Annotated in this window: 12 protein-coding genes; 5 read left to right on the forward strand and 7 right to left on the reverse strand. The window is 67.4% G+C overall.

Going from position 1 to position 13,516, the window contains the following annotated elements; genetic code table 11:
- The first annotated feature begins 147 nt into the window (after positions 1-147).
- Together FLL57_RS07075 and FLL57_RS07080 are read left to right on the forward strand one after the other, a co-directional pair.
- Positions 148-792, forward strand: coding sequence for a PepSY domain-containing protein (locus tag FLL57_RS07075; RefSeq protein ID WP_235677231.1), 645 nt, complete (start codon positions 148-150; stop codon positions 790-792).
- The gene (locus tag FLL57_RS07080) at positions 789-1,265 is read left to right on the forward strand and encodes a hypothetical protein (RefSeq protein ID WP_142882511.1); all 477 of its coding nucleotides are present in this window, start codon (positions 789-791) and stop codon (positions 1,263-1,265) included. Before FLL57_RS07075 ends, FLL57_RS07080 begins: the two co-directional genes overlap by 4 nt.
- Here the strand turns inward: FLL57_RS07080 and FLL57_RS07085 are convergent.
- Genes FLL57_RS07085 through FLL57_RS07110 form a run of 6 tightly spaced genes read right to left on the reverse strand, consistent with a single transcriptional unit; the run spans position 1,259 to position 5,239 of the window.
- Positions 1,259-3,388 carry a heavy metal translocating P-type ATPase gene (locus tag FLL57_RS07085; protein WP_142882512.1) on the reverse strand — a complete coding sequence of 710 codons (2,130 nt, stop codon included), beginning with the start codon at positions 3,386-3,388 and terminating at the stop codon, positions 1,259-1,261. The two genes, FLL57_RS07080 and FLL57_RS07085, sit on opposite strands and share 7 nt — an antisense overlap.
- Positions 3,385-3,720 (reverse strand): hypothetical protein, encoded by a 336-nt coding sequence (locus FLL57_RS07090; RefSeq protein ID WP_013502911.1) that lies wholly within the window; start codon positions 3,718-3,720, stop codon positions 3,385-3,387. The genes FLL57_RS07085 and FLL57_RS07090 overlap by 4 nt, the downstream gene beginning before the upstream one ends.
- Positions 3,713-4,054: a hypothetical protein gene (locus tag FLL57_RS07095; RefSeq protein WP_142882513.1), complete on the reverse strand. Its 342-nt coding sequence runs from the start codon at positions 4,052-4,054 to the stop codon at positions 3,713-3,715. Before FLL57_RS07095 ends, FLL57_RS07090 begins: the two co-directional genes overlap by 8 nt.
- Complete coding sequence (locus tag FLL57_RS07100; RefSeq protein WP_013502909.1) at positions 4,041-4,367, reverse strand: hypothetical protein; 327 nt, start codon at positions 4,365-4,367, stop codon at positions 4,041-4,043. Before FLL57_RS07100 ends, FLL57_RS07095 begins: the two co-directional genes overlap by 14 nt.
- A 19-nt stretch (positions 4,368-4,386) precedes the next feature.
- The gene (locus FLL57_RS07105; protein ID WP_142882514.1) at positions 4,387-4,713 is read right to left on the reverse strand and encodes an HMA2 domain-containing protein; all 327 of its coding nucleotides are present in this window, start codon (positions 4,711-4,713) and stop codon (positions 4,387-4,389) included.
- Between the two features lie 7 nt (positions 4,714-4,720).
- Entirely contained in the window at positions 4,721-5,239 is a 519-nt protein-coding gene (locus tag FLL57_RS07110) for a hypothetical protein (protein WP_235677233.1), read from the reverse strand.
- A gap of 410 nt (positions 5,240-5,649) precedes the next feature.
- On the opposite strand from FLL57_RS07110, the gene irrA reads away from it, so the two are divergent.
- Positions 5,650-6,138, forward strand: coding sequence for an iron response transcriptional regulator IrrA (gene irrA, locus FLL57_RS07115; RefSeq protein WP_041807362.1), 489 nt, complete (start codon positions 5,650-5,652; stop codon positions 6,136-6,138).
- A gap of 92 nt (positions 6,139-6,230) precedes the next feature.
- Here the strand turns inward: irrA and FLL57_RS07120 are convergent, their stop codons facing one another.
- Positions 6,231-8,819, reverse strand: a complete 2,589-nt coding sequence (locus tag FLL57_RS07120; RefSeq protein WP_142882515.1) for a pyrroloquinoline quinone-dependent dehydrogenase — start codon at positions 8,817-8,819, stop codon at positions 6,231-6,233.
- Between the two features lie 308 nt (positions 8,820-9,127).
- On the opposite strand from FLL57_RS07120, the gene FLL57_RS07125 reads away from it, so the two are divergent.
- Both FLL57_RS07125 and FLL57_RS07130 read left to right on the forward strand, forming a co-directional pair.
- Entirely contained in the window at positions 9,128-10,339 is a 1,212-nt protein-coding gene (locus tag FLL57_RS07125; protein ID WP_142884181.1) for an efflux RND transporter periplasmic adaptor subunit, read from the forward strand.
- Positions 10,339-13,494 carry an efflux RND transporter permease subunit gene (locus FLL57_RS07130; protein ID WP_142882516.1) on the forward strand — a complete coding sequence of 1,052 codons (3,156 nt, stop codon included), beginning with the start codon at positions 10,339-10,341 and terminating at the stop codon, positions 13,492-13,494. The genes FLL57_RS07125 and FLL57_RS07130 overlap by 1 nt, the downstream gene beginning before the upstream one ends.
- Positions 13,495-13,516 lie beyond the last annotated feature (22 nt).

The following is a 13,516-nucleotide window of genomic DNA, read 5'->3' on the forward strand; positions in this document are numbered from 1 at the left end:
ATGCGGCCGTGCTCCCGCCGCCGTGTTGTGGCTGCGCGCGACCGATCGCCTGCCGCCCCAAGTGATCGGTCGCGCCTCTTCTGTTTCGCGCCGGCGGGCACCCTGCGGCCACGGGCCGGAGCCGAACCGATGCGAACTGCATTCAGAATGTCCGCCGTCGCCGTTGCGCTGTTGATGGTGCAGCCGTCGTTTGCTGCGCACGACACGGCGCCCAGCGCGCCTTCCACCGGACAGGAATCCGGAGAGGCGCCGTCTGCGGAACCGGATCCGGGGCAGAAGCTCGATCTGGTGCGCTCGGCGCCGGTGTCGCTGGGGCGAGCTCTCGCGATCGCCGAGACATCTCACCCGGGGACCAAGAGCTTGCGGATCGAGACCGACCTCGCGGCGCAGGGGCTGATCTATCGCGTCCGTACCGGCCGCGACGGGCAGGTGTGGGAGAGCGTCGTCTCTGCCGAGTCGGGCACGATCGTCAGCGACCGGTCGGTGCCAATTCGGGTGGATGCGGACGACGACGAACGGTTCGAGCTCGTGGCGCTACAGTCGGTCGGGCCGGGAATGTCCGACGCGGTGATGGTCGCCGAACGCTCGACCCGCGGCCGCGCCGTGCTCGGCGAATTGCAGGTGGAGAAGGGACGGCTGAAGTTCGTCGTAGTGGTGCTCGCCGGCGACGATCTGAAGGAGGTCGTGCTCGAGCCGCCGGGAGCGCGGCTGCGCAATCCGCCATCGCCTCGTCCCGGCGCGATGCCGAATCCGGATCGGCGGATCGCGCCGGGGAGCAAGCAACGGTCATGACCGGCGCGTCGATCTCGGCTCTGGCGGCACTTGCCGGCTCCGCGATCGGCGGGCTGGCGACGCTGACCACCGCATGGCTGACGCAGAGCCATCAGGAGCAGACCGCCCGCATCGCCCAGGAGAACACCCGCCGCGAGCGGATCTTCGGCGAGTTCATCGATCAGGCGTCGAAGCTCTATGTCGATGCGCTGATGAACTCGCTCGACGACCCGAACAAGATGATTGGCATCTACGCGGTGATCGGCAAGCTGCGGCTGTTCGCGGCACCGGAGACGATCCTGGAAGCCGAACGGATGATGGAAGCGATCATCGCGGCGTACTATCGCCCGTCGATCAATCTGCACGATAAACCGGTGCTCGCGCAGGAAGAATACGATCTGCTGCGGCCGTTCGCGGAAGCCGCCCGACGAGAGCTGTTTCTTGCGTCGTCGGCGCAGCGCCACCCCGGCCGGGTTGGGCGCGCCCTTCACTGATCCAGAGCGCCCCGGCGATCGGGGCGGCGAGACCGATCGGCCGCCTGCGGGCCCGGCGCGGTCTTACGGAGCGCGTTGAGCAGAATGCCGATCGTCGTGCCGTTATGCAGGACCGCGGTGGCGATCGGTGCCAGCACGCCCATCGCGGCGAGCCCCAGGATCGCGGTGTTGAGGCCGACCGTGAGTTTGTAGTTGCTGGCGATCCGCGCCATCGCGCTGTTGGCAAGCTCCTTGGCATCGGCGACGCGGTCGACGCCGTCCTCGAGCAGGGCGATGTCCGCGGTGAGACGCGCGATGTCGGCGCCCTTGTGCATGGCGATGCCGACATGGGCGCCTGCCAGCGCCGGCGCGTCGTTGATGCCGTCGCCGACGAAGGCGATCTTGGCGCCCTTGGCGTTGAGGTCGGCGATGATCGCGGCCTTGTCGGTCGGCAACAGCTCGGCATGGTAGCCGTCGAGCCCCAGCTCCTCCGCCATTTCGGCCGCGCGGTCGCGGTGGTCTCCGGTCAGCAGCAGAATGCGTTTGGCGCCGGCGCGGCGCAGGCGCGCGATGGTGGCGGCGCTGGTGGGGCGCACGGTGTCCTTCAGGCCGATGACGCCGAGCAGGCGGCCGCCGAAGCCGATGAACAGCAGCGTCTTGCCTTCGCGATACAGACGGTCGAGCGGCTCGCGATAGGGCGAGATGTCGATGCCTTCGTGCTCTTCGACGAAATGCCGCGACCCGACGACGATGCGTTCGCCGTTGATGACGCTGGCGACGCCGTGGGCGACGATGAACTCCACCTCGGCATGGTCGAAATGGTGGCCGTGCCTGGCCTTGGCGGCGTTCACGACCGCGAGCGCCAGGGGATGGAAGTAATGTTCTTCCACCGAGGCCGCCAGACAGATCAGGTCGTCGGCGCTGTAGGCGGAGTCGAAGGTGATCGAGTCGGTGACCTGCAAGGAGCCGGTGGTCAGCGTTCCGGTCTTGTCGAAGATGAACGTGTCCGCCTGGGCGAGGCGTTCCAGCGCGCTCGCCCCCTTGACCAGGATGCCGAGCCGGCCGGCATGATACATCGCGGATTTGAAGGCGACCGGCGTCGCCAGCTTCAGCGCGCAGGAATAGTCCGCCTGTAGAACGGAGGCGGCCGACCGCCAATTGCCGGTCAGCAGGACGGAGAAGCCGGCGAGCTTCAGCACGGTGGGGACCAGACGATCGGCGAGGCGGGCGGCCTCGATCTGCGCTTCGCTCTTGGCGGTCAGGGATTGCTCGACATAGTCGGCGATGCGCGCCGCCGCGGTCCGGCGACCGACCTGCTCGGCATAGATCGTCAGCCGGCCGTCTTCCAGCATGGTGCCGGACAGCACCTTGCTGCCGCGTGTCTTGACGACCGGCGCGCTCTCTCCGGTCATCGCCGCTTCGTTGACGGTGGCTTCACCGGACAGCACGGTGCCGTCGACAGGAACCACCGCCCCGGCACCGACCACCACGGCGTCGCCGGCCGTCACCTCGTCGGCGGGAATCTGCACTTCGACGTTGTCGCGCAGAACCCAGACGCCCTCGCTGGTCGGACGCAGCAGATGTTTCAGCAGATCGTCGGAGCGGCGGGCGATCGAGTCTTCGATCGCCTCGCCGAGCGCCAGGATGAACGTCGTGGTGTTGGCGGCGACGAAATCGGAGCGCGCCAGCGAGATCGACACCGCCATCGCCTCCAGCACATGGCTGGTGACGCCGTTGCTGCGAAGGTCGGCCGCCGCATGGCGCAGCAGCGGCAGTGCGGCCGTGAGGCTGACGGGCAGACGCGCCTGCATCGGCAGTGCATTGGTCCCGAGCAGCACCGCCAGCGTTGCGGCGACGTCCGACCGGCTGTCGTCGGTCCGGGATTTCGTGATTGCTTCCGACGCGCCGAGGCTTGCGATCGTCGCGACGATACTGTCGGCATCGGTGCGCGCCGGATCGAAACACACGATCAGCGACGCGGCACGCGGATTGACGCGCGCCGACGCCACGCCGTCGATCAGCCTTGCGACCTCAGCGAGCTGTGCCGGGTCGGAGGTTTCGGAGCGGCGGCGGTAGCGCAGACGGATGCGGTCCGGCAGGCGGTGAACCACCTCGACTCCGGACAGCCACCGGGTATCGGTCATACGGTGCCGCTCTGCTCGGCCTCGACTTCCGCACTGAGGTCGGCGAACTGCTCCTTCAGCTCGGCGACGCCGCCCATCATGCTCGCGTAAGCTTTGATCGCGCCCTTGAACAGCTTGCCGCGCAGCTCCTCGTCGGAGAGCACATAGGCGGCGAGGCCGCCGATCAGCAGGCCGAGCAGGAGTTGCTCGTTACGGCCTTTGGGCAGCAGCCCGCCGAGATTGCCGAGCATTCCCTGCTGGCGGTTTCCGGCCAGACTGAGCTGTCCCGCGAGCAGTTGCTCGATCTCGCGACGCTTCAGGCCCTTGCCGCGCTTTCCCTTCTTCTTAGCCAACTCGAATCTCCTCAGCAGGTTCTGTCGCAACCGTCATTTCGGTCGCCAGTAAGGTCTCCAGGGCCAGAGCGCCGATCGCGCCGCCGGCGAGCGCGGCGAGCGCGCCGAAGTAGTCCTGTCTGCGCATGCTCTCTGCAACGGCAGCACCGGCCGCCAGCGCCACGCCGCCCTGCAACGCCTGCCGTAGCAGCTTGCTGCTGTGAGGCTTGCCCGACATGCGGCCGTCCTGGATGGCGGCGAGCAGACCCGCGGCGACCATGCCGCGGGTGAAGTTGGTGGCGATCTCCGCAGGAGCGAACGGCGCTTCGCGCGCTTTCGCTTTACGCTTTTTCATTCGTGGCGGTCTCGTCCGGGGGCTGGGGAGATGCCGTCGCGGTCGCCGCCGGTGCAGCGTCGGCAGCGGCCGGGCCGGCTTCCTGGGCTGCGGACTCGCCGGACAGCTTCGTGCGGAGCGCGGCGCTGGATTTTTCCACCGCGCTGAGGCCCGAGACGGTCGCCTCGCGCAACTCTTCGCCGGCCTTGTCCAGACCGCTGCGCGCCTTTTGGGCGAACGACTTCACGGCTTCGGGCGCCTTGGCCTGCTTGAGCAGTTGCACGCCGATCACGCCGACTAAAACACCGGTCGCAAATCTCAGAAGTGGCAGCATGACGAAGTCCTTCCAATTATCAGGCGGCCAACAGGCCGAGCAGACGGCTCCGCAGCATCTCGCCGTCCGGAGTAGCTTCGCCGGATACGAGAGCACTCCAGGCCGAAGGCGAAATTCCGTTCGGGTCGTATTCGACCACACAGGATCGCGCGAGCGGGTTCAGGCTGATCGATCGGATGCCGTCCATCTTCGACAGCGCCTTGCCGAAACGCTTGGCTTCGTCCGCCATGGCGATCATCTCGCCGTCGAAAGGGACGTTCAGTTTGAGGCGGATGCGACCGGGCAGGTGGTGCGCGATCTGCAAATGTCGCGTGAAGCGCAGAAGACCGGCGGAGGAGGCGGACACGGATGGCCTAACGGAATGTGCGGCGCCAATGCACCGCGAGGTGGGTGAGCGTCATCGCGATGGCGACGACGCCCATCTGGGCATGGAGTTTGCGGCTGACGCCGAGCGCCGCCACGGTCCCGGCCATGCCGGCGAGCGCACCGACCTTGGCGATCCGATTGATCGACGACCGGGTCTGCGCCCGCCGCCGCAATCGATCGAGCGGGTCGCTTTCTGGGCCGGCTTGCTCTGAATCGGCGCCGTGCGGGTCGAGCGGTTCGGCTTCCGGCGTCGCGGTCCACACCGCGTCGACTTCGCTGCGGATTCGCGCCTCCATTGCCGTATCGGCCGGATCGTAGCGCAGCAGAAACGAGCCGACGGTCGGATCGGCGTTCACCTCGACGAGCACGCGCAATCTGCCGTCGAGCGCAGCGTGACGCGCGCGGTCGCGTAGCAGCGGGTGCCGCAGCCGGATCCGCCCGGGCAGAACCGAGACGAAAGCGGCGGCAGCCTGATTGTTCGGATGGGTCATGGCCGGACCTGCCATCGGCGGCACCCGCCGTGCACGCAATCGGCGGTGCAGGCGCCATTGCCGGCGGTCACGGATTGATAGCTGGCGGTCAAAGCGACTCCTTCACGTCGCGCGGGCCGAACGTCCCGCCCTCCCGTTGCGCTGCCGACGCGTCGTCGGGCGCGGTCGAGAGGGTGGTGTTTGCGTAGTTAGTGTGTTGCACGCAATCATCAGCTTGGATCGGTGCGAGCGGAGTCGGCCTTGATGCACGTCAAATCGGAGGTGCTGGCTTCCGGCGCGGGGTGGGGGCGGGTGGTTCGCGGGCACCAGAAACATGGGAGGCGATCGGGGCACCGGCGAATGCGACCCGTTCCCAATTTTTGATTGAGGTCAATTCGCAACAGCCGATTGCTTCTTATAGTCATCATCAGAATGAGGATCCGACAGTGAATTTCAGACCCGACAGCCGTCGTTTTGACTCGGCCGATATCCAGCCCGTCGAAATCAACCGTCTTGCCCCGGAGCCGATGCGGCCGTGCGCGGTGGATCTGCTGCAAACGGTCCGTCTGCGGCCGACGGCTCAGCGTCTGGTGCTGACGCAGCTCCTGTTCGGGAGCGGCGACCGGCATGTCACGGCGGAGATGCTGTACGAAGAAGCCTCCGGCTCGGAGGTCCAGATCTCTCTGGCCACGGTCTACAACACGCTCAATCACTTCGCGGAGCTCGGTCTGGTGCGCCGCGTCAGTGTCGACGGCAGCAAGACCTATTTCGACACCAACGTCAGCGAGCATCATCACCTCTATCTGGAAAACAGGCACGAGCTGATCGACGTTCCGGTCTCGGTGCTGCCGCTCGGCGGCCTGCCCGAAATCCCGGAAGGCTACGAGATCAGCCGGATCGATATGGTGGTTCGCCTGCGGCGAAAGACGCGCTGACCAACGGCGCCGGCCGGTCCGGCGTGTTGCTGTTTTGCGGCTGACGCGCTTTCTGGCTGCGAGCTGCGGTTTTCTTCCCACGAAGACGTTCGCTAGGGGCCTTCCTTTTCGTTGTCGTCGCCGCGTGCGCTCGGTGGCTCGCCGGTCAGGTCGGGTTGATCGCTGCCGAGCGCGAACACCTTGAGATAGTCGCCCAGCGTGGTCTCGAACCGCGCATGACCGGTCGCGGTGACGGCGACGTACTGCCGGCCGTTGTGCTGGTAGCTCATCACGCCGGCCTGTGCGCCGGCCGGCAGCCGATGTTGCCAGAGCAGTCGTCCCGTCGCGGTCTCGAACGCGCGCAGAAAGTTGTCCTGAGCGGCGCCGATGAAGGTGAGGCCACCGGCCGTCACCAGGGGACCGCCGAGGTTCGGCGTGCCCATGGCGATCTTGAGCCGTGTCGGGATTCCGAGCGGTCCCATGTCGAATCCGGTGCCGAGCGGCTTGGCCCAGGCCAGTTCCCCGGTGTCGATATTGGTGGCGGCGATGAAGCCCCAGGGCGGGGCCAGACAGGGCACGTCGAGGATCGACAGCCACATCGGCCGGTCGACGCCGTAGGGCGTGCCGGAGTGCGGCGCAGTCGTCTGGTCCGGGCGGGCGCCGCCCGACCCGACCGGCCGGTCGGCCACCTCGGCGCGCGGCGTCATGTCGACGGTATTGGGCAGGCGCGAGTAGTTGGCGATCACCAGGCGACGGCCGGGATCGAATCCGAGCCCGCCCCAGTTCATGCCGCCGACCGTTCCGGGCAGCAGCACGATGCCTTTGGCCTCGACGGTGGGCGGCGTGAAGATGCCGTCGTAGCGCCGCTGGTGGAAGCCGATCCGGCACAACGCCGCGTCGATCGGCGTCACGCCCCAGATGTGGCGCGCATCGATGGTCTCCGGGTCTCGACCGGGGATGCCGCCGAGATTGGGGAAGAACACCGACTGCGGCTGGGTCGGAGACAGGCGGTCGCCCGGCAAGCCGCCTTGCTGCGGCACCGCGCGCTGCACCACCGGGCGCAGCGGCTCACCGGTCGCCGCATCCAGCAGAAACAGGTCGCCGGCCTTGGTGCCCTGGAGCACCGCACGGCGGGCGACGCCGTCGATGGTGACGTCGAGGAGCATCGGCTGGGCGCCGATGTCGTAGTCCCACAGATCGTGCTGCACGGTGGTGAACGACCAGCGCGTCGCACCGGTCGCGAGGTCGACCGCGACCACGGCGGCCGTGAACCGGTCTTCTTCGGCGGTGCGGTTGCCGCCCCAATGGTCGGCGCCGGGATTGCCGGTGCCGAGAAACGCCAAGCCCAGCGACTCGTCCGCCGAGATCACGTTCCAGACGTTGGGCGTGCCGCGTGGATAGATTTCGCCCGGCGCGAGCGGCGCCTGCGGATCCGGGCGCAGCGCGTCCCAGGCCCAGCGCAATTCCCCCGACACCGCGTCGTAGGCGCGTACCACGCCGGACGGGGCGTCGCGACGCTGGTTGTCGCTGACCTGCTGGCCGATGATCAGCAGGCCGCCGGCCACGGTCGCACCCGAGGTGTTGGAGGCGAAGCCGGCCTCGCGCAGGCCCATGCCCTCACTGAGGTCGACGACGCCGTCATTGCCGAAGCTGCGGCACACGAAGCCACCGGCCGCGTCCAGCGCGATCAGCCGACCGTCCGCCGTGGCGACGAAGACCCGGCGGTGGCAATTGCTGCCGCCCCTGGGCATCGGCCCGGTCTTGCCGGCCACCGCCGGCATCCGGCCGCGAGCGTCGGGGCGGCCGGCCGGATCACCATCGTCGAAATAGGCGACGGCGCGGCAGGCTGCGCTGAACAGCGATTCCATGGTGGAAGGATCGACCTTCGGATCGAAGTGCCAACGGACTTCGCCGGTTCCCGGATCCAGAGCGTGCACCTGATTGCTGCTGGTGCAGGTGTAGAGCAGATCCGCCGCCTTGATCGGCGTATTCTGCGACGAGTAGTACACGCGATCCCCGCCCGGCGCGAGATCGCCGCTCCGGAACGTCCAGGCCTCCTTAAGCTCGCTGACATTGCCGGTGTGGATCTGCACCAGAGTGGTGTAGCGCCGTCCGAGCGTGGTGCCGCCGAACGCGGTCCATTCGGCTGCGGCATCGACCGGCTCGGCGCCCGCCGCGAGCGACGGTCGGCGATCGCCCGCCGTTGTCGCTTCCTCGGTGCGTTCCCAGTAGTTCGTCACCAGCACGCCGAGCGCGACCACCGCGGCCAGCAGCCCCGCCGTCGTGCCACGTCGCCAAATGCTGCGCGGCGGATATCGGCGGAATACGAAGGCCAGCGCAGCGGCTGCCAGCAATGCGGCGAGCAGTCCGACGCGGGCCGCAAGGTCGAGGCCCCACGCCGGTTGCCAGCCCTTGCCGCCGATCTCGACGAGCGACCATGCCAGCGTCAGCAGCAGCGCGAGGCCGAAGGCCGAGAAGGCCAGCCGATCGCGACGCAGCCACGCCAGCAATCCACCCGCGGCGAGCAGCAGACCGGCGGCCAAGTAATAGGATGTGCCGCCGAGCATGAGCAGGCGAATGCCGAGGACCGCGGTCGCAGCGCCGAGCAATCCGGTCAGCGACGCGACCAGCAGATACAGCCATCCCCAGATCCGATGCGGGGTCTTCGTCGTTGGGCGGCGGGAGGAAACGTTGCGAAGCATGCGGCCCCTTCAAATGTTCGAAGCGTCCAGGTGGGGTGGCGTGCTGTCTCGTCGGCGACGGTCTGCGGCTGCCGGATTGCAAACACGGCAATTTGTGAATGGTTGTTGGACACGGTGTCGCACGAAGCTCCGGCCGGTCGTGAGCCGCCGGTCGGGATCGCGGGGTGTGACGTTTCGCGTCAGTGCTGGAACCGTTGCGGCCGGTTCAAATTGCCTTAGCGCGCGCCGGTTTGCGCGAACGCTGCCGCATGCACCCGCGTCGCTCCCGACGAGGTCGGGATTGGGCAGCCCGAAGGTCTCTGGTGCGGATGAAATCAGCCGGCTCTGTCGTTGCTCTTGTGATCGTGGCGCTCGCGCTCGGCGCTGCAGTCTATTTTTATGTCCGCGGTCCGGAGCCGGTCGCCCAGAAGCCGACGCCTCCTCCCGTCGAGGTCGGGGTCATGGAGCTGCGCCGCGCCGATGTCTCGTTGCCGCTGACCTATGCCGGCCGTGTCGCCGGATTTCGTCACGTCGAAGTGCGGGCGCAGGTCGGCGGCATCATCCTGAAGCGCGAATTCGTCGAGGGGGCCACGGTGAAGCAGGGCGATCCGCTGTTCAGGATCGATCCGCGCAGCTATCAGGCCGCCCTCGATCGGGCCGACGCGCAGGTGCTCCAGGCGCGGGCCACGCTGGTGCAGGCCGAGGAGAATTTCAGCCGCATCGAACAGTTGAGCCAGCGCCAGGTGGCCACCGCCAAGCAGCTTGAGGACGCCCGCGCCGCACGCGATCTCGCCCGGGCCGCGCTGCAGAGCGCGCAGGCCGACGTCGAGACGGCGAAGCTCAACATCGAGTTCACCACCGTGGTGGCGCCGGTGTCGGGGCCGACCAGCCTGTCGTCGCCGCCGGAGGGGGCGCTGGCGCAGGCGCAGCAGACCGTGCTCACCAGCATCACGCAGCTCGATCCGGCCTACGTGAATTTCTCGCTCAGCGAGTCCGAATTCGTCGAGCTGCGCGGCATCAATCAGGCGCGCGACCAGCCGCTCAAGCGCTCCGACATCGATGTGACGCTGGAGTTCGGCGGCGGCGCCCGCTATCCGGCGAAAGGGCAGGTCAACGAGGCCGCGTCGATCGTCGATCCGCGCACCGGGACGTTGCAGATCCGTGCGATCTTTCCCAATCCGGACGGCGTGCTGCTGCCCAATCAGTTCGTCCGGGTCCGGCTGCGCGGCGTGGTGCTCCAGGATGTCTTCGTGGTGCCGGAGCAGTCGGTGTCGCAGGGCCCGCAAGGCTCGTTCGTCTACGTTTTGAATTCCAGCCGCGACGGCGTAATGCAGCGGCCGATCCGGCTCGACCGGCAGGTCGAGGGCGGATGGGCGATCAGGGACGGCCTCGAGGACGGTGAGGTGCTGGTCGTCGACGGGCTGCTGCGGATTCATCCCGGCGCCAAGGTGACGCCGGTGCCGGCGGGAGGCCGGACCGATCGCAGCGCCAGGACCGAAGCCGCTGCGCCTGCGGGTGGCGCGGCCGTTCGGGCGAAATGATGCTGTCGCGCTTCTTCATCGATCGGCCGGTGTTCGCCGCCGTCATTTCGATCCTGATCGTGCTGGTCGGCCTGATCTCGATGCGGGCGCTGCCGGTGGCGCAGTATCCGGCGATCGTGCCGCCGGAAGTCCGGATCAGCGCGTCCTATCCGGGAGCCTCGGCCGAAACCATCGCCGAAACGGTGGCGGCGCCGCTGGAGCAGCAGATCAACGGCGTCGAGAACATGCTCTACATGCGCTCGACCTCGACCGGGGCGGGCACGCTGTCGATCTCGGTGACGTTCGCGATCGGTACCGATCCGGACCAGAACACGATCAACGTCAACAACCGGGTGCAGCGTGCGACGCCGTTGCTGCCGGCCGAAGTGGCGCGCCAGGGCGTCGTGGTGCAGAAGCGCTCCAGCGACATTCTCCAGGTGCTGACGATGTCGTCGCCGAACGGACGCTACGACACCATCTTCATCGGCAACTACGCGCTGATCAACGTGATCGACGAACTGCGGCGCACCCCCGGGGTCGGCGACGCTTCGCTGTTCGGCGCGACCGACTATTCGATGCGGGTCTGGTTGCGTCCCGACAAGCTGGCCCAGTTCAACCTGACGCCCGGCGATGTCGCTGCGGCGATCCGCGAGCAGAACGCCCAGTTCGCCGCGGGCCGGTTCGGCGAGGAACCGCAGAGCGATCCGACCGCCTTCACCTATTCGGTGACGACGCAGGGCCGGTTCGCCGATCCGAGCGAATTCGAGAACATCATCATCCGCTCCGACGAGTTCGGCGGGGCGCTGCGGGTCAAGGACGTCGCGCGGGTCGAACTCGGGGCGCTGAACTACAGCTTCTCCGCGACCTACAACGGCGCGCCGACGGTCCCGATCGGCGTCTATCTGCAGCCGGGGGCGAACGCGCTGGAGGTTTCGGCCAATGTCCTGGCGACGATGGATCGGTTGCAGGCCAGATTCCCGGAAGGGCTCGAATATCGCAATCCGTTCACGACCACGCGATTTGTCGAGGCGTCGATCCGGCGGGTGATCCAGACCTTCATCGAGGCGATCGTCCTGGTGGTCGCCGTGGTGTTTCTGTTCATGCAGAACGCGCGTGCGACGTTGATCCCGGTGATCGCCGTTCCGGTCTCGATCATCGGAACCTTCGCCGGCATGTACGCGCTGGGATTCTCGATCAACCTGCTGACGATGTTCGGGCTGGTGCTGTCGATCGGCATCGTGGTCGACGATGCCATCGTGGTGCTGGAGAACATCGAGCGCATCATGCGTACCGAGAAGAAGCCGGCGCGCGAGGCGGCGATCAAGGCGATGGATCAGGTCAGCGGCCCGGTGATCGCGACGTCGCTGTCGTTGTGCGCGGTGTTCGTCCCGGTGTCGTTTCTGGGCGGGCTCGCCGGCGAGCTGTATCGACAGTTCGCGGTGACGATCGCGGTCTCGGTGGTGATCTCTAGTATCGTGGCGCTGACGTTGACACCGGCGCTGGCGACGCTGATCCTCAAGCCCGATCATCGTCCGCCGGCGCGGCCGTTCCGGCTGTTCAACCGCGGCTTCGAGTGGCTCACCGACAAATACGGTGCGGTGGTGGCTTTCTCCATGCGCCGGGTGGCGGTCTCGCTCACCATCGTCGGAGCGATGATCGGTGCGACCTTGGTGCTGTTCAACGCCATGCCCGGCAGTCTGGTGCCGGCGGAGGACCAGGGCCGCGTTCTGATGGTCACGTCGCTGCCGCCGGCGGCGTCGCTGAGCCGCACCCGCGAGATCGCCGGCATCACCGCCAACACCATCAAGGACATGCCCGAAGTGCTCGGGGTGGTGACGATGTCCGGCTTCGACGTGCTGTCGAGCGCACAGAAGACCAATGCCGGCGTCTCGTTCATCACCTTGAAGGACTGGTCGGAGCGCAAGGCGCCGGAGTCCGACGCGCGGCAGTTCGCGCCGGGACTGAGCCGGCTCAACGCGCTGTTTCGCGACGGCGTCGTGGTCGGCTTCAATCCGCCGGCGATTCAGGGCATCAGCACCACAGGCGGCTTCGAGCTGTATCTGCAGAACCGCTCGGGGGCGTCGTTGCAGGAGCTGGCCGCGGCGGCCGACAAGGTGGTTGCCGAGGCCGCCAACCGGCCTGAACTCACCGGGGTCCGCTCGCAATTCTCGACCTCGGTGCCGCAATATCGGATCGACGTCGATCGCGACAAGGCGAAGACGCTGGGGGTGCCGATCAACAGCATCTTCGAGACCATGCAGAGCGGCTTCGGCAGCCTCTACGTCAACGATTTCACCTTGTTCGGCCGCACTTATCGGGTCAGCCTGTCGTCGGAATCCGAATTCCGCGGTGAGCCGGGCGACCTGCGATTCATCTATGCGCGAGCGGAGTCGGGGGCGATGATTCCGCTCGACGCGCTGGTCACGGTCAAGCGGGTGCTCGGTCCGGACTCGGTCGATCGCTTCAATATCTTCCCAGCCGCCAAGATTCTTGGGAACCCGGCGCCCGGCTTCTCGTCGGGGCAATCGCTGGCGGCGATGCAGCAGATCGTCGCAACTACGCTCGGCGACGACTACTCGATCGGCTGGACCGGCGCGGCCTATCAGGAGATCTCCACCGAAGGCACCGGCTATCAGGGATTCCTGTTCGGCGTGCTGATGGTGTTCCTGATCCTGGCCGCGCAGTACGAGCGCTGGACGCTGCCACTGGCGGTGCTGACCGCGGTGCCGTTCGCGCTGTTCGGCGCGATCGTCGCGATCTGGCTGCGCGGGCTGGAGAACGACATCTACTTCCAGATCGGCCTGGTGACGTTGATCGGGCTGGCCGCGAAGAACGCGATTCTGATCGTCGAATTCGCCGCGCGCCGTCACCGCGAAGGGGTGCCGGTGTTCGATGCCGCTCTCGAAGCCGCGCGGCTGCGGTTCCGGCCGATCATCATGACGTCGCTGGCCTTCATCCTCGGAGTGATGCCGCTGGCGATCGCCAGCGGCGCCGGGTCCGCCAGCCAGCACTCGATCGGTACCGGCGTGATCGGCGGCATGATCGCCGTCACCGTGCTCGCCAGCATCTTCGTGCCGCTGTTCTTCCGGCTTCTGACACGGAGCAGACCGAAGGCGGACGCAGCGGCGCAACCGCCGGCTTCCGAGTCCGAACTATCCGCGACCGGATCGCGCTGAGCCCGGCGCTCGATCGGTCGCG

The organism is Rhodopseudomonas palustris (genome assembly GCF_007005445.1).
In the GTDB taxonomy this organism is placed as follows: Bacteria; Pseudomonadota; Alphaproteobacteria; order Rhizobiales; family Xanthobacteraceae; genus Rhodopseudomonas; species Rhodopseudomonas palustris_G.

Bases quoted from the DNA above. Each gene is read 5' to 3' on its own strand.
- FLL57_RS07120 (WP_142882515.1), bottom strand. From the start codon at position 8,819: ATGCTTCGCAACGTTTCCTCCCGCCGCCCAACGACGAAGACCCCGCAT.
- FLL57_RS07085 (WP_142882512.1), bottom strand. From the start codon at position 3,388: ATGACCGATACCCGGTGGCTGTCCGGAGTCGAGGTGGTTCACCGCCTG.
- FLL57_RS07130 (WP_142882516.1), top strand. From the start codon at position 10,339: ATGCTGTCGCGCTTCTTCATCGATCGGCCGGTGTTCGCCGCCGTCATT.
- FLL57_RS07095 (WP_142882513.1), bottom strand. From the start codon at position 4,054: ATGAAAAAGCGTAAAGCGAAAGCGCGCGAAGCGCCGTTCGCTCCTGCG.
- FLL57_RS07110 (WP_235677233.1), bottom strand. From the start codon at position 5,239: ATGGCAGGTCCGGCCATGACCCATCCGAACAATCAGGCTGCCGCCGCT.
- FLL57_RS07080 (WP_142882511.1), top strand. From the start codon at position 789: ATGACCGGCGCGTCGATCTCGGCTCTGGCGGCACTTGCCGGCTCCGCG.
- FLL57_RS07125 (WP_142884181.1), top strand. From the start codon at position 9,128: ATGAAATCAGCCGGCTCTGTCGTTGCTCTTGTGATCGTGGCGCTCGCG.
- FLL57_RS07075 (WP_235677231.1), top strand. From the start codon at position 148: ATGTCCGCCGTCGCCGTTGCGCTGTTGATGGTGCAGCCGTCGTTTGCT.
- FLL57_RS07100 (WP_013502909.1), bottom strand. From the start codon at position 4,367: ATGCTGCCACTTCTGAGATTTGCGACCGGTGTTTTAGTCGGCGTGATC.